Source organism: Microcoleus sp. B4-C1 (assembly GCF_036705285.1).
Taxonomy (GTDB): Bacteria; Cyanobacteriota; Cyanobacteriia; order Cyanobacteriales; family Microcoleaceae; genus Microcoleus.
Genome location: NZ_JAUBUC010000055.1, coordinates 1 through 25067, shown reverse-complemented (window position 1 = coordinate 25067; position 25067 = coordinate 1). Strand labels below are relative to the sequence as shown.

Here is a 25067-nt window from a genome sequence, read left to right as displayed (position 1 = left end):
ATCGATTGTTATAACTATCTACTTAATGTTTAATCTCACAGCGCGAGGCTAAAGCTTCAACAGCGTGGAGGAGTTGAGTGGGAGTCCAATTTGCAGTCAAGCCACTGGCGATCGCACACGCTCCCGCACCGACACCTTCCTTAACATAGCCGCGATCGTAAGCTTGCAGTTGCCCGTAGCGAGAGCCCGCAAAACTTAGCTGCGCGGCGAACAGAGGCACACCGCCGATATCATTAGCAAGTCCTACAGTGTCTCCTGTAGGGTCTTCGGCTACCCAGCGCGTAGTCCCCACCGCAACTTGTTCGGGACTCCATAGCAGAGCATATTCACGGGCTAAGGCTTCCATCAAAGCGTACACCGCCAGCATTTGCGTACCCCCGGCCAGAAGCACCCCGCAAGTCTGACTCGCGGCGATCGCCATTGCCGCCACCGCTATTTGCATCGGATCGCCCACCGCCGCTACCAATTCCAGGGGAGTGCTGTTTTGTCCGTTAATTTCCCACTCAGCATTATTGAGTCCCGCTGTCACCGCAGCCAATTTTTGAGCGTGATTGCAGCGAGGATGAGAACTATTAACTTTGCCCGCCGCTGCAATACCCAAACCCATTAACACGCCCAAAGCAGTAGTCGTTCCCCCAACTACGCACTCGCCTAAGATTAAATAACTGCCATTAGTTTGAGCAGCCAATTTAGCTCCCCAAATTAATCCTTGTTCGAGCAAATGTTTGACTGTTTCGAGTTCTAAAGCATTCCCAGAAATCAGACACTTTGCCGGAGTGCCCCCCAAGTCAATTGCAGGTACGGGAGGTGGGAGGGGCAAACCAGCATTAAATAGGTAAAGCGGAAGTTCCAAAGCTTCGACTACAGCGCGAGATATTAGTACCGGCGAGGCACCCGCTTCTAGGGGCGGCAAAGGATATTGGGGCGACGGTTGGGGGCCGTTATACAAAAATTCTGCATCGGCTAAACAAGTAAATTGTCGATCGTGCGGGGTTGCTCCTGCTGCTGAAATCCCCGGAATTAAGCCTGTCGCGGTAAATCCTAACACGCAGGCAAATATCGGTTTTCGTCCTCGATAGCGATCGAGCCACCGCTGCCCCTGTTCAATTTCTGTATAAATACCAATCATAAATTAGTCATTAGTCAGTAGTCATTAGTCATTAGTCAGCAGTCATTAGACCTCTGCAATAATTATTGTGGAACAGGCATCTTCCCTGTTCAAGACTTGTTTTGCAGGAGAGGTCTATTAGTTATTAGTCATTAGTTATTTAGTAGCAATTAGCAATGCCCCATGCCCCATGCCCCATGTCCAATAACTACTCTTCTTGACACTCCCCTGGCTAAAGCCGAGGGGATTCTTGATTCGCAGAATCAACTTGCCGATGCAGAATTACTTCAACATCGGTAGCGGTCAACTCTCCACAAGCGTTCGGATCTAAGATCCAAGTTCCGACGTGCCCCGCCGTACTTAATCCCCGACTTAGGATATTTCTACCTGCGTTGTGATCGCGATCTAATACACATCCACACCGACAAGCGTGAGTTCGCGTTGATAGACTTTTCTTAACAATGGTTCCGCAGCTAGAACATTCTTGACTCGTCCCGTGGGCTGGCACGGCAATTGTAATCCTTCCGAATACTTTACCGAAATATTCCATCCACACTCGAAACATATACCAAGATGCGTCGTTAATCGATTTAGCTAAGCAGTGATTCTTCACCATGTTTTTGATTCTCAAATCTTCATAGACTACACAGTCGTTTGACTGGATGACGCATCTTGCTAATTTCACAGCAAAATCTTTACGCTGTCTACTTATTTTGAGGTGGCGTTTTCCTAGAATTACCCTAGCTTTTTTTCTATTTTCTGAACCTTTGACTCGCTTTGAAAGCCGCCTTTGGGCTTTCTTTAGTCGGCGCTCTCCTTTGCCCAGAAAACGCGGATTTTCGACTGTAACACCATTAGAGTCTGTGTAGAACTCTTTGAGCCCCACGTCTAATCCAATAGCATTACCTGTAACTTCAATCTTCTCGGAACGGTCAACTTGAACGCAAAACTGGATGTAGTATCCATCGGCTCGTTTGACTAAGCGTACTCGCTTAATCTGGGTAAGCTGATAAAAATGTAAGTCGCGCGTCCCTTTCAGCTTAAGTTTTCCGATGCCTTTTTTATCGGTAAAAGTGATAGATTTTCGGTCAGTTGCCATCCGCCACCCGGTCGTTTTATATTCGACCGACCGATTGTCTTTCTGAAACTGCGGAAAACCCTTTTTCCCGGTAATTTTATTTTTACAGTTGTCGTAAAATCGGGCGATTGCCGACCACGCTCTTTCTGCGCTTGATTGTCGAGCCATGCTGTTGAGTTCATCGCAAAACGTCCATTCTTTAGCTAAAACAGCACTGTACTTATTCAAGTCATACTTGTTGACTTTTTGGTTTTCCATCCAAAAGCGCAATGCTTTGTTACGGATGAATTGTACTGTTCTAATTGCTTCGTCTACAGCGGCAAATTGCTGCTTTTTTCCGTATGCTTTGAATTCAAAAACTAGCATGACTTCGACCTCATCACGATATGCTTATGCTAACAACATCGGCTTAATATCACTTGAGTTGTTCACAAAGCTTTACACGTAAGTTTCGTATACTATAAAGTTAGTCGTAAAAACTTGGTTCTAACAAAGGAAATGGGAGGCTTTAGCCTCCTTCTGTTTTTCTTCCCCGGACTAAAGTCACGGGGTTTTCATGCTTGATCGTTATAATCGATCAAAACTTCCACCCAGCTTGGTGGGCGCGGAATTGGGTTTCCCAAACGATCTAATAGCAGCAAAGCTACTAAATGCACTACAAATAAATAGACAATATTGTTAACCAAAATCATCCCGGCTGCGATCGCCCCAATTGTGTCCAAACTCGGTACATTAAGCCAGCCCAGCTTCACAAACACCCATTCCACCATCTCTGTTACCTGGGCCGTTACGTAAACCCATAGATCCTGACCCACCAAGGCTGACAGCAGCCAAAACCGAAAAAAGAAGCCGACAGTACCAATGAGAGCACCCACACTAATAGAGAGTGACCAACTCGCTTTGCGCCTCCAAAGTCCTCCCAGTGCAACTCCCATAATTCCAAAAGGCATCACGTATAAAATGCTCCGCGTCGGGCCCATTAGTACCGACAGCAGCAAACCCGATACCAAAGCTGCCATCCAAGCTGCTCGGTTGCCCCAGCGCAAGTAAACCAGGGCGATGGGTATCGGAAAAAAAACCCGCAGCAAAGGCCCCAGCGGAAAGTAATAATTTACCAGCCAAATTAAGCTAGCGGTACTTGCCAAAAAAGCCGTTTCTACCAGCCTTAAAGGCGCTTCCCCAGAGATGTGCTTCCCCGGATCGGGATTTGGGCGATCGCCAGTCATTGCTGAAATATCGGCGGTTTGGGGCTCGTTATTTGTACTGGGTGAACTACCCGAATTAGACGCAGCATCTGCTGACAAAAAATCACTCATCCGATTTTAGATTTTAGATTTTAGATTTTACGGGACTGGCCCCCGATAACGGCTGATTCCCGGTTTCAGTGTTTGGATGCCTCGCCGCCAAATTTAATATTGCTCGCAGAAACCGGGAATCAGCCAGGAGCGCAAGTCTTATTTTCGATCAATTTTTTCAGCAAACATTTTCAGCAGCATTATTTTTCAATTTTGGCTTCCTGGATTACCAAAACCGAACAAGATGCGTGGTGAACGACATAATTGCTGACACTGCCGAGGAAAGCTTCTGCGAACCCCGTGCGGCCGCGCCTCCCCAATACTATTAAATCTGCGCCCCAATTTTCGGCGGCTTCACAGATACAATGCCCCGGATTGCCGTCCTTTTTGCAGTCAAATTCTACCTGCAATCCTTTTTTTGCTGCAGCGTCGCAGTAATTTTTTAGCAAACCCGAAGCGTGTTTTACGTCGCTTTCCAGCCGCAAACGTTGAGCTTGATAAGCTTGATCCATTAACTCGACATTCATGCCCAAATCTACCGGAATTGGCACTGCCGTCTCCCCCATGGTGCTGACAGTAACGCAGTTAAATAGCATCACCTGGGCGCGATCGTTCAGAGCTAATTCTAAAGCTTGCGTGAAGACACGGTGGCCCAGTTCAGAATCATCTAAGGCGGCGAAAATTTTCTTAAAACTCACAGCTTTACCTCCTGCAGGAAATCATTAATATCACTTAGTTAACAGAGAGTGCTTTTGAATTAGATTCAATAAAAGCAAACTCTGATACTTCTAGACTAACAGACGCTCTAAGGCGTGCAGGTCGGGAATGCACAAAACGTCACGTTCGCGCTGAATAGTTCCTTTTTTTTCCAGCTTGCTGAGCACTCGCGTTACTGTTTCGCGAGCCAGCCCGCTGAGGCTGCTTAATTCTCTGTGTGGCAGGTTCGGTATTTCTGTACCTCCTGTTTCCAGGATTTTTTTGCCTTGCCCTTCGGCCAAAAATAAGAGAATATCTGCTACTCGCGAGGTACTGTCGGACTCTCGTAAACGCAGGCGGCGGTTGACTTGTCGCAGGCGACGCGCCATCAGTTGAGCTAGGCGAATGCCTGCTAGAGGCTCGGTATGAATGAGCTGCACAAAATCCTGAGATGGCATATTGCCGATCAGTGTCGGGGCTAGGGTGATCACATCTGTCGATCGCGGTGCTTCTTCGATCGCGGCCATTTCCCCGAATAATTCTCCTTTCCCTAAAATATTCAGTGTTACTTCTTTTCCGTCTAGGTTGTAGGTGCGAATTTTCACCCAACCATCCAATATAAAATACACTGATGTTCCCCAGTCATTTTCGAGTAAAATCACTTGATTTGACGGATGACTTCGGGTAACGATGTGGACAGTTGCTCTCTCGATTACAGGATCGGGTAATCCTGCAAAAAAAGGAGTAGAAACTATCAATTGATTTATATTAGAATTCGGGTCTCGGGTGTTAAAGCGGTCTTCCATGAGGCCATCATTTTAATTTATGCGCTTGAGCTGCGCTGGGCAGTTACAAATAGCTTGCAGCCGAGTCATTCGATTTGAGATTCCAGATTTGAGAAACAAGGATCTAAAATCGGCAATTTTACCTCTAAAGTTTTGCGGTCAAAGGCTCAATATGGTAATTAATAGCCTCAAGCTCTGATTGGGAGCTAGAAACTAAAGAATATACCATAATTTTTTAGATACATACCACTGAGCAAATTTTATTAACAAAATTTTAGCTATGTGGCAAACGACTGAGCCGATCGAATTACCTTTGAAAGCACTTCGCGAAGACAAGCTTAACACTGCTGAGAGATTTGTTGTCACTCGGCCTTGCTTTCGAGAAGGCAGAATCCACGATCGCAAGGGGTGCCACGGCAGACAGATCCCAAATCCAAGCAACTGCCTGGAACCTGGCCAATGTCAGCACGATCGGCAAAATCCACAGCCATTGCGAGCCTAAAGGCTGGCGCTCTTGGCGAGCGAAACCCACCCACTTCCCAGCAAACTTTTCTGCTACCCCAAGATTATTGTACCATTAGTATCTAGCCATGAATACAGATAAAAGGCTATAATAAAAGGTTACTCAAACCAACTGTACGGGGACAATCCCGAATCCCGGCATCCCAACTCGCAAATTGTTTGAGGTTTTTTCCCAGTCGGTGAAAGATCGAGAGAGAGTGGCGCGCCGCCACGCTAGCCAAACTCGGGGTGACGGGTGTGCGATCGGCAGTTGTAGCGGGTGAGGACAAAAGTTTGTGCGATCGCAGCTATCCCGACCAGGAATCGGCCTCGGGCCGGCAAACAGGAAACCACCCGGCAGAGAATTCGATCGCATTTGCAGTTGATAGAAACGGGCATTTGGTGTGGAAGTACCGGCTAACCTATCATAGACAATAGAAGTCATCCAAAGACAAAAGGTTAATTAACACTTGTCACAAAATATTAGTTAATTATTGACTGACTCGCATTCAGATTCTCAAAAAACAGGGTTGAAAACCCCGTCCTAAAAGGACGGCTTTAATTGTAAAGCTTTGTTGCAATACCAAGTGCCCTATGCTGAATTGTGTAGCCTAAGATAGGAGGTAAAACCATGCTAGTTTTCGAGTTTAAGGCCTACGGAAAATCAAATCAGTTCAACGCAGTAGACGAAGCAATTCGTACCGCAAAGTTTGTCCGCAATAGCTGTATAAGGTATTGGATGGACAACAAAAAAGTGGACAAATACGATTTGAATAAATACTGCGCGGTACTGGCGCGTAATTTCCCGTTTGCCGACGAACTCAATTCAATGGCTCGACAAGCCAGTGCAGAACGAGCATGGTCTTCTATCTCCCGATTCTATGATAACTGCAAGAAGGGTATTGCGGGGAAAAAAGGGTATCCACAATTCCAGAAAGATGGTCGCTCAGTTGAGTACAAATCGACGGGGTGGAAACTTGCTAACGATCGAAAATCAATCAACTTTACCGACAAAAAAGAAATTGGGCGGTTAAAACTAAAAGGCACACGCGATCTACATTTTTACCAAATCAGCCAAATAAAAAGGGTGAGATTGGTCAAACGTGCTGATGGCGTGTACGTTCAATTTTGCGTGGATGTTGATAGAAAAGAAAATACAGAACCCTCTGGTACTACGATCGGATTAGATGTGGGTTTAAAAGAATACTACACCGACTCGAACGGAACTACGGTTGAAAATCCTAGATTTCTGAGAAAAGGTGAAAAAGTCCTCAAACACTCTGGGCGTCGTGTATCTAGGAAAATAAAAGGTTCAAAAAACAGGGGCAAAGCTCGGCAGATTCTAGGCAAGCGCCATCTTAAAATAAGTAGGCAACGTAAAGACCATGCAATAAAACTTGCACGGTGCGTAGTTGGGTCAAACGACTTGATAGCCTACGAAGATTTGAGAATCAAAAATATGGTGAAGAATCATTGTCTGGCCAAGTCTATTAACGACGCATCTTGGTATCAATTCCGTATCTGGCTTGAATACTTCGTCCAAGTATTCGAGAAAATCACGGTTGCGGTGAATCCACAATACACCAGCCAAGAATGTTTTAGTTGCGGTGAAATTGTCAAGAAAACGCTATCTACTAGAACCCACGTCTGTAAATGTGGTTGTGTCTTAGATCGTGATGAAAACGCAGCTAGAAACATCCTAAGTCGAGGATTGGGTACGGTAGGGCATACCGGAACTTTTGGCCTTGAGCCAAGCAACGCTTTAGGAGAATTGACCTCTACTTTGGTTGGAGAAATCCTGCCTCAGCAAGTTGGCTCGTAGATTAAAGAATCCCCGCGCGTAAACGCCGGGGAGTGTCAATCTATCTATTGGCATCGCTGCCGCCTGACAATCAAGCATCCAGGATACAAGCCCCCGAAATTATCCGTGGAGAAATAAAAAACCTGTATCCGCTGAAACTTGCCCCCCGAAATTATCCGTGAGGTCAATGCTTCAATCTAAAATCTAAAATCTAAAATCTAAAATCGATTGACTTCAGTCTTTTTTTGGTAAAGTTTCTCCCAAGCCGCATTCCCAGAGGTTCCGCCCTTGAATTCTCAGAAGTACAAAATTCAAGCACTGATTGCTGAGATAGACGAGGTACTCAGCAAGCCCGCACCCCGCTTGCCTTGGACGGGTTCTCTTGATACTGTCCACCAGCGCCAACTTTTAGAGCGAGTTCGCGCTTATCTGGTTTCCTCAGACTCAAAGCTAACGGCCCCAAAGGCCGCGGCCCGCCAAAATGTCCGCCCCGAACCAGTTCCAGTACCCAAAGTGCCTCTGCCCCCCCCTGGCCCCTCAGCAGCAGAGCAAATCATGCTGGCAGTAACCGGAGAAATCAGCCACCTGCGTTCCAGCCTGACAGGGCCGCTCCAAGAAGACATAGAAGCTCTGCGGCAAGAGCAGCAAGCTCTCATTCAAGAAATCAAACAGCTAGAAGCAAAACGGCAGCAGCAACAATCCCTAGCTCAGCAACAAGCCAACCAACAGCAAATCATTGCTGAATTTTTGCAGGTACTGAGTGCCCGCTTGGAAGAAACCTTGACTAGCGATTTCTCCCAAATTCTAAATTCCCTAGAAAATCAGTTATTGCAAAGTATCTCAGCACCATACTCTTTGGGCAGTGCGCCTGATGAAGAATCGGCTATTGACGTAACACTTCACCGACAAACCTCAGAAGAACACCCGCTGCTGACGCCGGCTCAGAGGTTGGAGCAAATGCAACTTTTCCAATCTCATGCTGACAGTCTGCTGATGAGTCTCGATTCGAGGATGGCTATCGTGTTCGAGGCTTTGCAAGCAAATCTGCAAAGCTATCAAGCTTCCTTGAGACAAGAACTCGAAAATATGTACGGTTTGAACCAGCAGAGCGAGGCGATGTTCGCGGCTTTGGTCAACCACTTAGCTGCACAGTTGGGGCGAGAAGCTTCTTCCTACGTTCAACAGCCGATCGATTTAGCAAATAATCTCGAAACCGTCACCCCAACCGCAGCCGATCGATCTCCTGTCGCTCCCGCCCTTTCAAATACTCCGATCGAACACTCAGCCCCAGAGACTCAGACGGGAGACTCGGTGCAGTCCATTCGCACCGGCGAATTCGGAGAACAAGACAGATTTCCCTACGCCGGTACAGAAATTTCTCCGCAATTCAGACAGTTGAGGCGCGAACGCGATCGCATTCAATCCCCAATTTTGCTCCCGGAGTTGGAAGATAATTTGTTGGGTTCTACACCCGAAACATCTCAAAATTCAACTCTAGATACGGGGGAAGAATCGGACAATAGGTTAACAGAAACAAACGAAGAGATTGAGGATTTGTATGCAAGTTTGTTCGCGGGAGAAGCGGTTCCTGAAGTAGAATTACAAGTCGAAAGTTTCCCGGTAGAAAATACTGAAATTGAGACCCAAAGTGAAGGTTTAGAATACCAAGCGACGACGGATCGGGAAACTGCCGAATCGCTAAAAATGACCGAAGATTTGTTTGTAAATCTGCTGGATGAAGGCGAATCTTTGGAAGAGATTTTAGGAGATGAAGATTCAGACTTTGTAATGGGGAATTCTGTAGAGTCTCTAACTTTAGATAGTGCAGATTTATTTGAACCGCAAGTGGCAAAAGTACCTCAAGTTTCAGCACCACCACCCTCAACTGCTGAGGTGAAAATTGACGGGGACGATCGAGAAAATCTAGAAACGGGTCAAAACCCAGGCGAGCAGTTCGACGCTGCGATGCCTGAATCGCCACCTTTGCCGTTGAGAACGCCAGCCGAAATTAGCCCAAACCTCCCCAGTGCCGAGTCTCATGTGCCAAGTATCGGTGAGGTTCAAACTGGCGAGTCCGGCACTTCGTCGCAGCGACTCGATGAGGAGTACATCCAAGCTTCGCCGGACGAGGATTTGCTGCCGATCGAGGAATTAGAAGATGACCTCGATCGAGCTCTAAATTTGGACAACAACACTCTGGAACTTTTGGAGGCAGACCTCTACAATCTGGAGGAAGTGGAAAATACTAGCTCCCGGCGATCGAATTTCTCAGTCGCTAACAGCTTGGATTTATCGGCGAGTTCCCCCGAAGGCATTGCAAACAATCCCTTTGCCGAGGTGGCAGAGGAAGAACTCGGCACGCTGGAGGATTTGTTCTCCGATGTTTTGGAACTATCCTCGGATGATCAACCTTTTGTTTTGGAAGACGAACTTGAGGATGATTTGTTGGCTGAGGAAGACGACTCGAATTTGACGCTAGACGAGATTTTGGCTAGTTTGACCGAAACCGATCGACCTTTGACTGATTCTCCCCCTCCAGAAACTGCCGAAACTGACGAACTGCCATCGAGTCCTCCAGAAAGTCAAAAAAAAAACCTAATTTCGACAGAGAGTAAAGCAGGAGTTGTTGAGGGGAAAACCGATTTTAGCGAGTTTGCCGAAACACAGCAGCAAGACTCGGCTGGGCATTCTGCAGCAGGTGCGATCGCCCCATCCCGACAACGCCGGAATTCTAGCTGGTATTTGGGCATTGATTTTGGTTCCAGCGGCCTGTCTGCGGCTTTACTCGATCGCACCAGTGGCGAATTGCACCCGATTTACTGGGAAGCATCGCAGGCTGAGGCTTGGCCAGCAGACGCCAGTTGTCGGATTCCCTCGGCTGCGGTGCTGACCCAAACATCCCCAGGTAGCCCAGGGTCAGAGGTGACAGTCAAGTCGGTGGGATTCCGACCCCAGGCTTTGCCTGCAGGAGAATTTTTACTGGAAAATTTTAAATTGCCTTTAAAGGTGGGCATTCCTTATCAGCGGGAGGCTGCTGGGATGTACGAACCGCTGTTGCAGTGGGATCCCTTGCAGGCTTTTTCGATCGCCTTGCCGCTGCAATGTGTGCGGGCACTGCTGGCTACTTTGAATCCGAGTTTGCGGGGACAAAAATTTGCCGAATCGGGGGAAATTTTGGATTCTGCACCAAGGGCGAATTTTGCAGGATTGCCAGTTTCTAATTTAATTTGTAGGGCTTCGGGACTGACGCCAGAAACTCTTGATGCGGCGCTTTTAGACTTGCAGGGTGTAATTTTGGGGACTCCGGCCGGCTGGTCGGATGTTTATCGGTTTAATCTGCGGGAGGCTGTTTTGGGCGCGTCTCTGGTGGCTTCGAGTTCGCAAATTTTTGTGGTGGAAGATGCGATCGCCACTTTGCTTGCTGCTGTAACTCCTGTGAAAAATGACATGGAAGTCGAGTCGTCAGCCGTGGATTCTGCTAACGGCACTGAAGAAGCTGCACCGCTGACTGTGAATGCTTCGTCTTTTAGCGGGGGAACTTTGATTTTGAATGCGGGGGCGGCGACGGTGGAATTAGCTTTAGTTGAGTTGCCGTCTAATCTTCAAGATTTAACTCGTGCTGATTTTACTTGCCAGAGTTTTGGTTTTGCTGGCGATGCTTTCGATCAGGATATTATCTGTCAGTTGTTGGCTAAAAATGAAACCTGGGGAATGTCGATCGATTTGCCACGTCCTGGCCATCCAGATTTGCCGAGTCGCTATCAATTGCAGCAGCGGTTACAAGGTTCTGCTTTTGGCCTGCAATTGTTAGAGGCAGCAAGACAAATAAAAGTTACTTTGCAACATCAAAAAAGTTTTGCTTTGGATATTGGTCAGCAGCATTGGGATGTGAAGCGCAAAGATTTGGAAAGTCTGGTTTTAGTGCCTTTTGTGCAGCAGTTGAACCGTGAATTGAATGCTTTGCTCAGCCGCGCGGGAATGTCGCCGGCGGGGATTAATCAGGCGATTTGTGCGGGGGGTATGGGTGCTTGGCCTGCGATCGCCCGCTGGTTGCGGCAGAAGTTGCCGAATGCGATCGTGGTTCAAGACCAGGAATTGCAGGGCGATCGAGATATTTTTGAGATTCACAATTCTGCATTAAATTCTGTATCTCAAAGTACAAATTTCCCCCAAAAAATTGGTCGAGTTGCCTGCGGGTTAGCGAGTTTGGCTCTCTATCCTCACATTTTGGATGTGTCGCAGCAGCAGTACAGCGACTTTTTTCTGCTGTGGGAATTAATGCAGGTTTTGGGTGAGGAAACTCTGAGCTTTCAGGAAATTTTGCAGTTGTTGGAACGCCAGGGCGTGAATACCCGTACCTGCGAGCCCCGGATTTTGCGGATTTTGGAAGGAAATTTGCCGGCGGGAGTTGTGCCTGCGGAGGAAGATTTCATGCTGCTGGCCGAGGAGTCGAGGCAAAATCCCGATTGGGAAGCAATTTTGGCCGAGCCGCTTTTCTTTGAAGATGTCTCACGCGGTTATCGTTTGAATCTCGAACACGCCTCTGTTGTTCGTGAATATTTAGGCAAACTCGCCTCTAGCAGCCAGCAAAAATTGTTAGAGCCGCTAACACTTGCTTGGGATGTTCGCACCGATATTTATCGCTAAACGGCAAAAAACCCGGTTTCTCAGTATAATCCTCCCTGTCTTCGGGGAAGAGTCCTAGCCGAAACCAGGTTTTTTTGCGTCCCGGACTAACTTTTTTCTGTAAATTTACGTAAGTTTACAGAAACTTTATACGTTTTCATAAAAAATACATAGAAACTTTATAAAAGTGTGATTGCTTTTTAAAGATTGTGCAAAGCTGAGTATTTCAGGTTCTGCAGATTTGGGATGGCTAATAAGATGGACGTAAGAGATCGTTAAAGTTGAGAGAAATCATATGAAATTTCCGATGGGTGTCTCGTCGAAATCATCATTATCAGAAATGCTGTCCTTATTTTTTCAAGAATCTACTTACAATGTCTGTGTATCAAAACAAGAGGCTCACCGATCCGTAACGAGCAAGGTAAAACGGTCGATCGATATTTTGGGTGCGCTGCTGGGACTGGCAATTGCTGCTGTGGTGGCGGTGCCGGTGGCTGTGGCGATGCTGTTGGACAATCCGGGCCCGCTGCTGTACAGTCAAGTCCGCTGCAGCTTCAAAGGGCGACATTTCAGAATATGGAAATTTCGATCGATGGTTGTCGGTGCAGAAAATCTCAAACATTTAGTTAGCAACCAAGCCAAGGGTCACATTTTTAAGAATGAAAATGACCCGCGAATTACGCGCGTCGGCCGCTTCTTGCGGAGCACGAGTTTGGACGAGTTGCCTCAATTCTGGAATGTGTTAGTTGGCGACATGAGTTTGGTGGGAACTCGACCGCCAACTCCCGATGAAGTTGCTGCCTATGACGAGTTCCACTGGCAACGTTTAAATGTCAAACCCGGTCTGACTGGGGAGTGGCAAGTCAACGGACGGTCTAGAGTTAAAGACTTTGACGAGATTGTCCGCATGGATCTCGACTATCAGGGCAAGTGGTCTATTGTCTACGACATCACTCTGATTTGCAAAACAATTTTGGTTGTCTTCAGCAAAAATGGTGCGTGTTAATAGACTTGCTGTTTTGGGTTGTTTTTTGATTTTAAAATTTAGGAAAAAACACGGGATGAAATAGTAGGAAACAGATTAAATATATGTTAATAGAATTAGCGATTGGTGACGCTTACGGTGCGGGTTTTGAATTTGTTGACCAGCAGACGATCGCAATGTACAACAATCTCAACGGCTACATCCAGCATCCCCGTCACGATATCCAGCCTGGATGTTACACGGACGATACGCAGATGAGTTTAGCCGTCGCAGAAGCTATCGTCAGCCGAGAACCTTGGACGCCCGAACTTTTAGCCAGCAAATTTGTTGCAGCTTTTCACCGCGATCGGCGATTTGGTTATGCTGGTAAAATGTACAATTTTTTGCTGCAAGTTCAAGACGGCAAAGAATTCTTAGAAAAAATGCACTCCGCTAGCGATAAAAGCGGATCGGCGATGCGATCCGGCCCCATTGGCATTTTTCCTACTATTGAAAAAGTCATCGAAAATGCCACCATTCAAGCTGCAATTACCCACAATAGTCCAGATGGCATTAATGCAGCTATAGCGGCCGCTTTGATGTCCCATTACTTTATTTATCAGCTAGGTTTAAAGAAGAATTTGGGAAATTTTCTAGAAAAGCACGTCCCTGGTGAGTGGTCGATACCTTGGCAAGGAGAAGTCAGCGCTAAAGGTTTGGTCTGTGTTAGAGCAGCTATTACTGCTGTCATGCTCCATGATAGTATGAGCAAACTGCTCCAAGCTTGCATTGCCTTTTCGGGAGATGTCGATACAGTAGCAACTATTGCTTTAGCTGCTGGTTCCTGTAGCAGTGAAATTGCCCAAGACCTGCCAGAAAATCTGGTACAAGGATTAGAAAATCTATCTTACGGCAGAGATTATATCATAGAACTGGATCGACAGTTAATGAATTGCAGGAGCGACTTCTGACCGAAAGCATCCAGGATACCCGCCACGTGATTCATGTGTCCAGAAATAAAAAACCTGTATCCGATAAAGGAACCCCCGAATTTATCCGTGGGGTCAATGCTTCAATTCTAAAATCTAAAATCTAAAATCTAAAATCGCTTGACTTCTTCCTGATATCTGTTACATCCGTTAAATCCCCATTCACTGCGCGTTGCCGAACTTCTTTCTATTATGAATTTGCCTAATTTGATTACTTTTTCTCGCTTGCTGGGAGTGCCTTTTGTGCAGTAGTTTAACTGTGAATTGAATACTTTGGTCAGCCGCCGCCGCGCAGGAATGTCGCCGGTGGGGATTAATCACGCGATTGGTGCGGGGGTTATCGGTGCTTAGTCTGCGCCACTGGTTGCTGCAGAAGCTGCCGAGTGCGCTCGTGCTTCAAGCCAGGAATTGCAGGTCGATCGAGATATTTTTAAAATCCACAATTCTCCATTAAATTCTGTATCTCAAATTACCAAATTATCATAAAAAAAAATAGTCTATTTGCCTGCCGGTTGGCGAGTTTTGCTCTCTATCCTCTAGCAGCAGCAATGCCAAAAATTGTTAGAGCCACTCACAATTACTTGGGATGTTGGCACCGATAGTTATCGGTAAATATATAAACTTATCGAGCCCCCTTAGATAAAGATCGTAGGACTTAGGCAACTGTCACACTTATGTCACTTGTATGGTGCGTCAGACATCTTTGTTATTAGGCGATTATCAAGGCTTTCAGATTTCTGGCAACCCTACCAATTGTGCCAGTTGTGTAAGTTTTGAATAAAAAACAGCATACCCAGAACCCGCAGCACTTACAGCAGAATTCAGGAGTCAAGAGCGTTGCCCTGACGAAGGCCATAACAGCGAATAGCCAGAATTATTTTGTGTTTTTTCCGTAACAATACTTAAATTTATTCTAAAACTTATGCTTTCTTAGAATAAATTTACAAGAATTTTATAAAAGTGTGCTTTTTTTTAAAGATTGTGTAAAGAAGAGCCTTTGCCGCTTGTGGGAAATTTGGGGCTCTCATAGGATGTAGCCAGATTCAGCTATTACAAATATTTGAGTCTTTAGTCTTAATTCAAGACCAATTCTTTCATGCTCATCAAAATCCTAAATTTTCACTTTTTGGTAACTACAAATGGTAGCGCAAGACTTTAGCAATCAAAACTTGGTCGGTAATAACTTTAGTGGGCAAAACCTGAATGGTTCCACATTCTTCAAAGCCCGACTGGAAAACGTCTTGTTCAGGCGCAACGCTCAAGGTACACGCACTCAACTCAGAGGTACCAACTTTGAAGAAGCCTTTCTACTGAATGTAGATGCAACGGATGCGATTTTTGCTGCCAATACCAACTTTGAACCGGCGAATTTTTATAAAGCGACCTTAGAAAACGTCAATTTCAGTCGCGCCAACCTAACTGGAGTAAATCTGTCGCTGATCAGCACAAAATTCATCAACCTGTCCAACGCCAACCTGACAAATGCCATTCTCCATGAGGCTAATCTCAGCGGCGAACAGTCGGAGCGACCGAATCTAAGAGGAGCAAACTTTACGGGTGCTGATTTCTACAAGGCGAAGCTGAAAGCGGCTGACTTTACGGGCGCCAATTTGACCAATGCCAAATTCCAGGGTGCTGAGCTGGAAGGAACCTTGTTGATCGATGCGAACTTTACTGGCGCTCAATTCGACCCATCAACTAATTTCACAGACATTATCCTCAGCAACTCCATCTTTGACCTTGCCAACCTGAGTGACGTTAATCTGACGGATACCGACCCACCCGATGGATTGACACTGACAACTTCTCGCTTTCGCGGAGCCAATATGACTGGCTTTAGTGCCGAAGATGTCAATCTGGCTGGTGCTGACTTCAGCGCCCATGCAAATGGTACGCGCACTCAAATGGGTGGTGCTAGTTTCGCAGATTCTGAGTTGAACAACGCGAACCTGACTCAGGTGATTGCAGAAGGCATATTCCTGGACGGTGCTGATTTGAGCAATGCAATCATGGTTGCTGCTGATCTCAGCAATGCCAACCTGGGTGGAGCAATTCTCGTTGGCGCTAACCTGACGGGTGGAGTTGAGTTAGACAACGCTTTTATTGAGAAGAGTAATGTTGCTGGAGCTAATTTTACAGGGGCAAACCTGGCAGGCGCAAACCTGAAGGAGGCGGTTGGAGATAACCTGACCAAGTTTAGAAACGTCAATCTGTCAGGTGCCAGCCTGGAAGTGGGGAGTTTTATCGGTGCCGACTTCACCAATGCCAACTTAAGCAATGCCAACCTGGTCAAAGCCAACTTCACCGATGCCACGATGGTCGGGGCGAACATGACCGGGGTCAATGCAGTGGATGTCGTGGGTCTGACGATGGGGACTAGCAGTAACGATACCCTAACTGGAACCGGCAGCAAAGATAATATCTTCGGGCTCGACGGCAATGACTCCCTCAATGGCGGTGATGGGGATGATTACCTGGATGGCGGCAGTGGTGCTGATATCCTGACAGGCGGCCCCGGCAATGATGGGTTGTTTGGTGGTGCGGGAAATGACACCCTCACAGGCGGTGGTGGCAGAGATACCATTCACTACCGCAGTGGTCATGGTTCCGATCGCGTGAATGGTTTCACCCTCGGCTCCAGCGGAGACATCCTATCATTCAGTGGCATTGCAGCGATCGATGTGGTGCCATCTGGCGCGAACACTCAATTGCGATTGGGCAATGGCATTGCTGGCGATGCCGGTTTTGGCACAGGCGCGCTGTTGATCACCCTAGCTAACACTTCATTTACTGCAGCTCATATCAACACCAATACCAACTCTGCCAACAGGCCCATCTTCCAGTTCTCGTAAACTCAATTCGGAGTCTGTGTAATGGGTGCTCAGAGTTTATTTTTTCTATCGATGCCTCGCTCCCCCCCTTTTTTCAAGGTTGGAAGAGGGAGGATTGCCAGCGGTAACGAAGCACCGAGTTCTAGCGTGCATTAATAACTTTGGGGCTATGTGCCAAGTTCACTTGATATACCTCACTGTCTTTTCATGAGCAGTGATTCCTTGACGCGACCTTGAGATGTGGTACCGAGGTAGTCTTACCTTCTCTCCACGTTTGTTTAGAGTCTCCCAATGCCCTGTGGCGACTTGTTTAAATTCTAGCATCAAACCGTCAAACAAAGGACGGGGTTTAAGACCCAAATTTTCGATAACCACGAGAAATTTACCTAACACTAGGAGAAAATTATGGCTGTCAGAAATGGAACTCCAGAATCCGATACCCTGACCGGAACCAATAACGCCGATGTGATTCGCGGCTTTGGCAAGGAAGATCTGCTGTATGGCTTAGGCGCTAACGACAGCATCTACGGTGGAGACGACAAAGACACTATGTATGGTGGTGCTGGAGCCGATCGACTCTTTGGAGAAAACGGCGAAGACGATCTATATGGTGAGGATGGTAACGACTTCCTCTACGGTGGGCTGGAGAAGGACAACCTGTATGGTGGAATCGGAGCCGATCGACTCTTTGGAGATTCAGGCGAAGACTCTTTGTATGGCGAGGCTGGCAATGACACCCTGTACGGAGGATCAAATGCCAACGATGCCAACGATGGCAAAGATTATCTTGATGGTGGGGCTGGAAAAGACCTAATCTATGTGGGTTTCGAGGACACAGGATTGGGTGGTGTTGGCGATGACACCGTAATTGGCGGCTTTACCGATGACGTGATCTACGGCGATGACTCAGAAGGTTTAGTGTTTGGGGGAGCGGATTCCCTGGTTGGCGGCGACGGTAACGACACCCTCTACGGAGAAGCCGACAGCTTAGCGAGTGGCAGCAACGATACCCTCGATGGTGGCATAGGCGACGACGCCCTCTACGGCTATGCCGGAGATGACCTCCTCAATGGTGGGGATGGCATTGACTTCCTCGATGGTGGCGATGGCAATGACATCCTTGATGGTGGCACTGGCTCTAGTACCCTGTTAGGTGGCGCTGGCTTAGAAACCATCAGGGGTGGCGCTGAAGGCGACTTCATTGATGGCGGAGAGGGCAATGACAACCTCAATGGTCTGGGTGGCAATGACACTATCTATGGCGACGCCGGAGTTGCTGAAACACTGGCTGGCAATGACATCCTCAATGGTGGCGCAGGCAATGACTTCCTAGATGGCGGTGCAGGTGTCGATCGCATCATCGGTGGTGCTGGCATTGACCTGCTTTTTGGCGGCGAAGATGCGGAAACTCAAACCGCCCGCGACACGCTAACCGGCGGGGCTGACACCGACTACTTCCAGTTGCTGTACACAGCATTTGTGCCCGAACCAATCGATCCCGGTGAGCCGGTCGTTCCTGCTCCTGCTGGTGACTACATCGTGGACTTCGTGAAAGGGACTGACTACTTCTTACTGGAGGGGATTACCTTTGAGCAGCTATCGTTCCAGAACATCTCGCTGACAGTTAACGGGGTTGCTACTCCGAGTACCCGGATCTACGTCACGCCTGAAGCCGGAATTCCGATTTCTCAAGCGGAAACGCTAGCTGTGGTTCAAGGAGTGCGTCAATTTAACGCCTCGCATTTCGTTGAGGAACCACTCATTTAATTAACCTGAGATGTTGCACCATTCTCAATAAGCTTTTTATGAACAGGCTTTTCGGCCTGTTCCACAAGAAAATTCACTCTTTGTGGAACAGGCCGAAAAGCCTGTTAAGCGAGAATAGTGCCAGATTTAAACAAATTTTAAGCCCCAAACCAAGCGCAAGCTGGCTTTATACACGGTAAATAAGTTCATGTTTTCTTGCCACCACCGCACAAATCTATATTCTGTCCCTTGACAGTTTTTATCTCCTGCTGTCTCTTTAAAGGCAGCAGGAGTTTCGTCTTTGACCAGGAATCCGCAGATCCTTTTTCTTGATGCCCATTTACCTGCCCAGTTTCGCCATGAGGTAGCCGCGATCGCCAAAGATTACCCTGAGCTAGTGAACTCTGTTTCCGAATTTTTCTAGCCAGTTACGATCGCCAATCGGCAGTAAAAATCGAATTCGATCGGGTGAGGCGACACAACAAATTGAGCCGATAAATTATCCAATAGACCTCTTGCAAAAGTCAAAAACTCACCCCCCTCAGTCCCCCCTTGCGAAGGGGGGAAGCAAGAAAAATTAGGCTCCCTCCCCGCGACTTCGGGGAGGGTTGGGGAGGGGTCTCAGCATTTTTGCAAGAGGTCTAATCTTGTGACTACTCTAATCAGAATGTTTTGAAATTAAGTAAATCCACCTGATTATCAGTCGTGTAAATGTTAAATTAAGGAAAGCCTTCGTAGAGTAGCCCTTAATTTTTGATTTATGAATTTGCCTAATCTGATTACTTTTTCTCGCTTACTGGGAGTACCTTTTCTGCTCTACGGTTTGTACGACCCAAGCGCTCAAAGCCGCTGGATTTGCACCGCGATTTTTGTGGTAGCTGCGGCTACTGATTGGCTGGACGGCTATTTGGCTAGGAAGCTGAATCAAATTACCGATTTGGGAAAGTTTCTCGATCCTTTGGTGGATAAATTGTTGGTGCTCGCGCCGCTTTTGGTATTGATTGAGTTGGGGAAAATCCCGGCTTGGGGAGTGTTTTTGATTTTTGGTCGGGAGTTGACAATTGCGGGGTGGCGTGTTAATAAAACTACGATTTCTGGAGCTAATATTTGGGGGAAGTTGAAGACGGTGAGTCAGATTGTGGCGATCGCACTTTTAATTGCTCCTCTGTCGGAAGCGTGGAATTTTCCCGCATTAATTGCTTTTTGGGTTTCTGTGGCTTTAACTTTGATTTCGGGCGCTATTTATCTGTGGCCGGAAAAGACTGGTGAGGAAAAGTAAGCTACCTTCTTGATTACTCGTTCCCAAGCTATTCCTGGTAACGAGTTAAATTCCTATTAAACTAAGCCGAAATCAAGCGACCTTTCGGTTGAGGAATAGAACGCCCCAATTCCTGAGCAGTCTCAATCCACTCCTGCATAACAATCTCGATATTTTGTAGTGCTTCTTGATAAGTTTCGCCATCCGCAGCGCATCCGGGTAATTCCGGCACTTCGGCAATAAATGCTTGGTCTTCTTGACTCCAGTAGAGGATAATTTCATAGCGAAGCATCGTTTTCACCTCCTAGTTGGTGTTTGAGAATTACCTCACGAATTTGCCTGACTTGATAAACTTTGGCTTGCGAGCCTTTGGGTTGAATATTTAGGATTTCTTCAACACCATCTTTAGCAAATATGTGGTGACTGCCGCGAATCCGTTCCTCAAAGCCGAGTTTGCGTAAAAGTTGGCAAAGTTGAGCAAATGGTATATTGGCGTCGGAATTACCAAGTAAGATTTTAGCTAGCAGTTTGTCTGGTTGACTCACGCTCTATCCAAGTTATCAGTTATTTTATGATGACATATTTCTGAGTTGGCGATCGAAAGTCATTCGTCAGAAATCAGAAGCCAGAATCAAAAATTCTGACGAATGACAAATTCCTTAATAATGACTCCCAGATTTCCGGTAATGCACCGCTGTTACGCCGTCATTATTGAGCAAATGACCGTTTTCAATCGCCGCATAAACTACCCAGTGATCGCCGCATTCCATCCGACTTATCACTTGGCATTCCAGATAAGCTAGAGCATCAGTCAAAACTGGACAGCCGTTGCTAGCTTCCATTGTTTCGACTCCGGCAAATCTGTCTTCTCCCGGAGCAAAGTTTTTCATGAAATACTTCCGCAACTGTCGCCCTTCGGCTAAGATGTTGAGCACAAACTTATCTCCGGCGTACATCAAAGCTTCGATCGATCGATCTTTCGCCACCGCAATCGTCACACCGGGCGGATTAAACGTTGCTTGCGACACCCACGAAGCCAGCATCGCACTGGCGACTTCCCCCCGCTTCGCCGAGAGTACGCACAGCGAACCAACCAATCTCCCTACTGCTTGTTCAGTGCGATCGCTCCCCGCTGCTAACTGGGGTTTCGGTGCCCGCAATTTTTGCGATCGAATCAAAGCTTGAGCAAAATCAGTTCCCGCTTCTTTGCACTCGTGAATTGTGGCCGCCGTCGGCTTAAATTTGGCTCGAATCGGCTCAAATCCAATTCGATAGCCGGCATCTTTCAGCTTGTTTTCCACTAAGTCGATCGCCTCTCCACTCCAGCCAAAAGAACCGAAAACCCCCGCTAGTTTGCTCTTAGTTGCTGTAGATAAAACAATTCCCAAAGCAGTTTGAATTTGCGTCGGAGCGTGTCCTGCTAGCGTGGGAGTTCCGATGATAAATCCCGCGCATTTTTCGATCGCCTCTTGAATTTCTCCCGGTTCGGCAAATTCGCAGTTAATACTTTCCACCGCCACGCCGGCTTTCGTAATTCCTTTGGCGATCGCCTGCGCTAAAGTAGCCGTATTTCCGTAAGCCGAAGCATAAATCAAAGCAACTGTCAAGTCTTTTGAATTTTGTTGCTGGCTCCATTCCCGATACAAATTGCTCAGTTCATTAAGGCCGTAACGGACGATCGGGCCGTGACCGGGAGCATAAAATGCTGCGGGTAAATCGGCGAATTTATCCATTGCCGTCAGCACTTGTTTTGCCTGAGATGCGTGCAGGGAATCGTAATAATAGCGCCGATCTTCGCTGTAAACGCTCCACCCTTCATCGAATACTTGGTCGCCGCAAACGTGAGCTCCAAATAGTTTGTCAGTGAACACGATTCGAGTGTGCGGATCGTAGGTGCAAAGTTGGTCAGGCCAGCGAGGAGTCGGAGTCGCGATGAATTTTAAGGCGTGACCTTTTCCTAAATTGAGAGTTTCCTCTCCCCGAACGACCATAATGTTTAATTCTTGGTCTGGAAAAGCGGCCCGCAAACTAATTGCGGCGGGATTCGTGCAAACCAAAGCTACTTCAGGAGCCAATTCTAACAGAGCTTTAATTGTTACTGACCTGTTAGCATTGAAATGCCCCAAAATTATGTAATCCAGCTTGGTCAAGTCCACCCGTTGCTGTAAAAAATCGATGTAATTTTGAGTAAAAGATTCCCCTGGCGGATCGAACAAAGCAGTTTTGTCAGCTTGAATAATATAGCTATTGGCTGTCGTCCCCTTTTGCAGCGAATACTCGACTTCAAATTTGAGTCTGTCCCAAGTGCGCGATCGCACAATAAAAGTATCGAGTGCGATCGGGATAAACTGCACATCGCGGGGTTTGGCATCCGATGCGAGTCTAGGAGTCAAAGTATTAGTCATTTATTGCACCTATGAGAAACTGAACTACAGAACTTCTTTTGATTTCGTGCCAAAACTTGGTATCTACAATGTCAAACCTTGCACCTCTCCCCTGTAAATTGGTATCCAGGTCAATCAGAAATTCCCTGGTTTTCAAATCGTCGCCAATTTGGATAAAGCTCACTCCAATTTCTTCATCTTTATCTATTTTATTTGCCGCACTTACAAGAATTTCGGCAACAGCAGCGGTATTTTCGGGTTTTTGATCTAAAACTGCAACAATTATTGTTCCGTTTTTCCCTTTGGCATTTGGTTTGCTTGCAAAATAATCACTAAAAGTTGCTTTCAGAGCTTCTTCTAAATTAATTGCAGTGGGGTTTTCTGAATCCGGTTCCGTATTTTGTCGCTGCAAAATTTCAGCTAACCGAGCAACATTGGAATTTTTATACTTCCACATAGGAGTAGAAGCTTCGTAAACGGTGATGCCGTCGCTGTCAAATTGCTGACATTTTTTTGCTAAGTCGATCAGAGATGCCTGTGCTTCTACCCAATCCTCGTACCAAGGATGGTGAGGGTCTCTGCTGGCATCGCTTCTGGCAATAATAATTGTGTAATCTCGGTCTTCTAAAAGATTGGCAGGCATTGGCAATTCCCCTATTAAAATGAAGTCTAAATGACAACGGTTTGCCCGGTTTGCTGCTTGTGGCGCACCCAACACCCAGAACCCGGTAAGGTGCGCCACAAGCACCCAACCTTGAGAGTTTTTGCGTAGCCAGTTGAGTCCTGGACTGTAATTGTAGGGTGCGTCAGTAGATAGTCGATGATGAAGTCGAATAAAACATCGGCTGACGCACCTTACTAATACGTTGGGGGTGTGTAGACTCAGACAGTCAATCAATATATCGTTGAATTTCCCCTTTGCACCTGACAACAGTCAACTGACAACAGTCAACTGTCAACTGTCAACTGTCAACCGTCAACTGACTTCCTAATAGTGATTTCCGACTTTGCGGTGGTGAACTGCCGGCAGTGCATCGGGATTGGAGACGCGGCCGCTATCGACGATCGCATATACGATATGATGATCCGAAAGTTCCATCCGGCTGACTACTTCGCATTCCATGTAAGCTAAAGCATCTGTCAGAATTGGAGAACCGTTGGTTGCTGGTTGAGTTTTAACTCCGGCAAATCGATCGGCACCAGGAGCAAAACGCTTTAAAAAGTGCCTCATCAAAGTTTGATAATTGCCTTCTTCCAGCACGTTGAGAACAAATTTATCTCCCGCGTGCATCATCGATTCGATCGCCCGATCCTTCGCAACTGCTATTGTTAAACCCAGGGGTTTAAAGCTGGCTTGCGTTACCCAAGAAGCTAGCATCGCACCGCTAACCTCGCCTTTTTGAGCGGTGATGATGTACAGTCCGCCGCTGATTCTTCCCAAAGCTTTATCGAGGTCGCTGTCGAGGGATTTCATCTGTTTGACAGCCTTGTCCCGCGTCAGCCACTGTCCCAAGTCGGTGCCGGCTTCGTCGCAAAGTTGATAACTCGCTTCAGTCGGTGATTCTTTAATTAAAATGTTGGGAAATGCTTCTTTTAAACCCAACTCTTTGAACTTGTTTCGCAGCGGGTAAATAGATACATCATCGCCACCACCGGATTCGCACAAACCGAAAGATTGTTTGTTGTTAGCTGCAACTAAAATTGTGTTGATTGCGGCTTCGGCATTTACAGCAGCAGTACCGCCACTCGGTGGCGAACAAATTACGATACCGACAGCATTACTGACAAGTTCCGCAACTTCTTGTAAGTCGGCGATTCTCAAATCCATCATTTCCACAGCGACACCTGTTTTGGTGATACCGTGGGCGATCGCTTGGCTGAGTCGATCGCTAAATCCGTAGTCGGAGGTGTAAAATACCGCTACAGTGGTTTCTGCCTTAGCTTGCGCTTGGCTCCACTTTTTGTAGCGTCCGGTAAGTTCCACCACATTGTGCCGCAGCAAGGGGCCGTGACCGGTCGCAACTGTACCAATTTCTCCCAATTCTGCCATCCGCTTCATCGCAGCGAGTACCGATCGAGCATTGGGAGCCATCAAACACTCATAATAAAAGTGGTAATCTTCCTCAACTGCTGCTAAATCGTCATCAAAGGTGCTGTCGGAACAGTAGTGCATCCCGAAAGCATCGCAGGTGAACAGCACTTGAGTTTTGCTGTCGTAGCTGAAAATAGTATCAGGCCAGTGCAAGTTCGGCGCTGATACGAATTCGATAATGTGACCGTTTCCTAAATCTAGTTTGTCCCCGTTTTTGACCACCAATCGCTCAAATGGTTGGTGTACAAGGTTTTCTAAAAATTGAATTGCTACTTTCGCCCCCACGACAATCGCTTGGGGTGCCAGCGCCAGCACGTCTTTGACTAAACCGCTGTGGTCTGGCTCGGTGTGGCTGATAATTAGATAGTCAATCTCTTTGGGGTCAATTTCGCCCGTTAGAGTTTCCATGTATTGCTGGCGAAACTTCTCGTGCGAGGTATCGACGAGGGCCGTTTTTTCAGCGCGAATGATGAATGAGTTGTATGTTGTACCGTTTTTGAGTCCGAATTCGATGTCAAAGCGGTCTCTATCCCAATCCAGGCATCGAATTGCCGTTGTGTCAGAGGCAATTTCGACTTTTTCCACCGTCAATCTGCGTTGGACTCGTTCAGTCAGCGCTACCATCAGTGCCTCCTTGTCTTTTACCCATTACCTTATTGTCTTCATTCTGACACGTTTTTTTTGTAAATCTTTATAAAATTTCCTATCACTCAGTTAAGCATCCCAAAACTGATCTCTATGTATTGACAAAAAGCTAAGATGTGTGGTATGGAAACCGAGTTCGATCGGTTGGGCGATCGAACTTGGTTTTGCATGGAAATTGCGATCGAGCAGTCAGTTAGGATCGCGAATTAAATAACTTACAATTTTAATTGTTATTGTGGGATGGGCGTCCCGCCCGTCCAAAAAGGAC

At 46.9% G+C, this 25067-nt stretch carries 19 protein-coding genes; 8 read left to right on the top strand and 11 right to left on the bottom strand.

The features are described from left to right. Window positions 1-22: 22 nt before the first annotated feature. From cobT to QUB26_RS20725, 5 genes are all read right to left on the bottom strand, one after another. Window positions 23-1129 (bottom strand): nicotinate mononucleotide-dependent phosphoribosyltransferase CobT, encoded by a 1107-nt coding sequence (gene cobT, locus QUB26_RS20745; RefSeq protein ID WP_333244129.1) that lies wholly within the window; start codon window positions 1127-1129, stop codon window positions 23-25. A 211-nt stretch (window positions 1130-1340) separates the two neighbouring features. Continuing rightward, window positions 1341-2552: a transposase gene (locus tag QUB26_RS20740; RefSeq protein WP_333244126.1), complete on the bottom strand. Its 1212-nt coding sequence runs from the start codon at window positions 2550-2552 to the stop codon at window positions 1341-1343. 188 nt (window positions 2553-2740) lie between these two features. Further along, on the bottom strand, window positions 2741-3502 hold the full coding sequence (locus QUB26_RS20735; RefSeq protein WP_333244123.1) for a DUF2232 domain-containing protein: 762 nt from the start codon (window positions 3500-3502) through the stop codon (window positions 2741-2743). Between the two features lie 179 nt (window positions 3503-3681). Next, window positions 3682-4179, bottom strand: coding sequence for a universal stress protein (locus QUB26_RS20730; protein ID WP_333244120.1), 498 nt, complete (start codon window positions 4177-4179; stop codon window positions 3682-3684). Window positions 4180-4269: 90 nt separating this feature from the next. Next, window positions 4270-4983 (bottom strand): Crp/Fnr family transcriptional regulator, encoded by a 714-nt coding sequence (locus tag QUB26_RS20725; RefSeq protein WP_190663937.1) that lies wholly within the window; start codon window positions 4981-4983, stop codon window positions 4270-4272. 259 nt (window positions 4984-5242) lie between these two features. Here QUB26_RS20725 and QUB26_RS20720 point away from each other — a divergent pair, with 259 nt between their 5' ends. Further along, complete coding sequence (locus tag QUB26_RS20720) at window positions 5243-5464, top strand: hypothetical protein (protein ID WP_333302778.1); 222 nt, start codon at window positions 5243-5245, stop codon at window positions 5462-5464. 123 nt (window positions 5465-5587) lie between these two features. Here the strand turns inward: QUB26_RS20720 and QUB26_RS20715 are convergent, their stop codons facing one another. After that, window positions 5588-5908, bottom strand: a complete 321-nt coding sequence (locus tag QUB26_RS20715; protein ID WP_333244118.1) for a hypothetical protein — start codon at window positions 5906-5908, stop codon at window positions 5588-5590. Between the two features lie 186 nt (window positions 5909-6094). Between QUB26_RS20715 and QUB26_RS20710 the strand changes: the two genes are divergently transcribed. The 7 genes from QUB26_RS20710 to pgsA all read left to right on the top strand — a co-directional run bounded on the left by QUB26_RS20710 (window position 6095) and on the right by pgsA (window position 19699). Next, window positions 6095-7285 carry a transposase gene (locus tag QUB26_RS20710; RefSeq protein ID WP_333244115.1) on the top strand — a complete coding sequence of 397 codons (1191 nt, stop codon included), beginning with the start codon at window positions 6095-6097 and terminating at the stop codon, window positions 7283-7285. Window positions 7286-7552: 267 nt separating this feature from the next. After that, the gene (locus QUB26_RS20705) at window positions 7553-11911 is read left to right on the top strand and encodes a hypothetical protein (RefSeq protein WP_333319502.1); all 4359 of its coding nucleotides are present in this window, start codon (window positions 7553-7555) and stop codon (window positions 11909-11911) included. 274 nt (window positions 11912-12185) lie between these two features. After that, window positions 12186-12896: a sugar transferase gene (locus QUB26_RS20700; RefSeq protein WP_333319500.1), complete on the top strand. Its 711-nt coding sequence runs from the start codon at window positions 12186-12188 to the stop codon at window positions 12894-12896. A gap of 83 nt (window positions 12897-12979) precedes the next feature. Further along, window positions 12980-13825, top strand: a complete 846-nt coding sequence (locus QUB26_RS20695) for an ADP-ribosylglycohydrolase family protein (protein ID WP_333244106.1) — start codon at window positions 12980-12982, stop codon at window positions 13823-13825. Window positions 13826-14982: 1157 nt separating this feature from the next. Then, the gene (locus QUB26_RS20690; RefSeq protein ID WP_333244100.1) at window positions 14983-16695 is read left to right on the top strand and encodes a pentapeptide repeat-containing protein; all 1713 of its coding nucleotides are present in this window, start codon (window positions 14983-14985) and stop codon (window positions 16693-16695) included. Window positions 16696-17079: 384 nt separating this feature from the next. Continuing rightward, window positions 17080-18441 (top strand): calcium-binding protein, encoded by a 1362-nt coding sequence (locus QUB26_RS20685; RefSeq protein ID WP_333319497.1) that lies wholly within the window; start codon window positions 17080-17082, stop codon window positions 18439-18441. A gap of 739 nt (window positions 18442-19180) precedes the next feature. Further along, complete coding sequence (gene pgsA, locus QUB26_RS20680; RefSeq protein WP_333150896.1) at window positions 19181-19699, top strand: CDP-diacylglycerol--glycerol-3-phosphate 3-phosphatidyltransferase; 519 nt, start codon at window positions 19181-19183, stop codon at window positions 19697-19699. A gap of 61 nt (window positions 19700-19760) precedes the next feature. Here pgsA and QUB26_RS20675 read toward each other — a convergent pair whose 3' ends face one another. The 5 genes from QUB26_RS20675 to QUB26_RS20655 form a co-directional block, all read right to left on the bottom strand. Next, window positions 19761-19970: a type II toxin-antitoxin system HicB family antitoxin gene (locus tag QUB26_RS20675; protein WP_333150893.1), complete on the bottom strand. Its 210-nt coding sequence runs from the start codon at window positions 19968-19970 to the stop codon at window positions 19761-19763. Further along, on the bottom strand, window positions 19957-20223 hold the full coding sequence (locus QUB26_RS20670) for a type II toxin-antitoxin system HicA family toxin (protein WP_333244090.1): 267 nt from the start codon (window positions 20221-20223) through the stop codon (window positions 19957-19959). Before QUB26_RS20670 ends, QUB26_RS20675 begins: the two co-directional genes overlap by 14 nt. Before the next feature lie 114 nt (window positions 20224-20337). Beyond that, window positions 20338-22083 carry a diflavin flavoprotein gene (locus QUB26_RS20665; protein ID WP_333244088.1) on the bottom strand — a complete coding sequence of 582 codons (1746 nt, stop codon included), beginning with the start codon at window positions 22081-22083 and terminating at the stop codon, window positions 20338-20340. Beyond that, window positions 22076-22705, bottom strand: a complete 630-nt coding sequence (locus QUB26_RS20660) for a hypothetical protein (protein ID WP_333244085.1) — start codon at window positions 22703-22705, stop codon at window positions 22076-22078. The genes QUB26_RS20665 and QUB26_RS20660 overlap by 8 nt, the downstream gene beginning before the upstream one ends. Window positions 22706-23050: 345 nt before the next feature. Beyond that, window positions 23051-24778: a diflavin flavoprotein gene (locus tag QUB26_RS20655; RefSeq protein ID WP_333244082.1), complete on the bottom strand. Its 1728-nt coding sequence runs from the start codon at window positions 24776-24778 to the stop codon at window positions 23051-23053. Window positions 24779-25067: the final 289 nt, after the last annotated feature.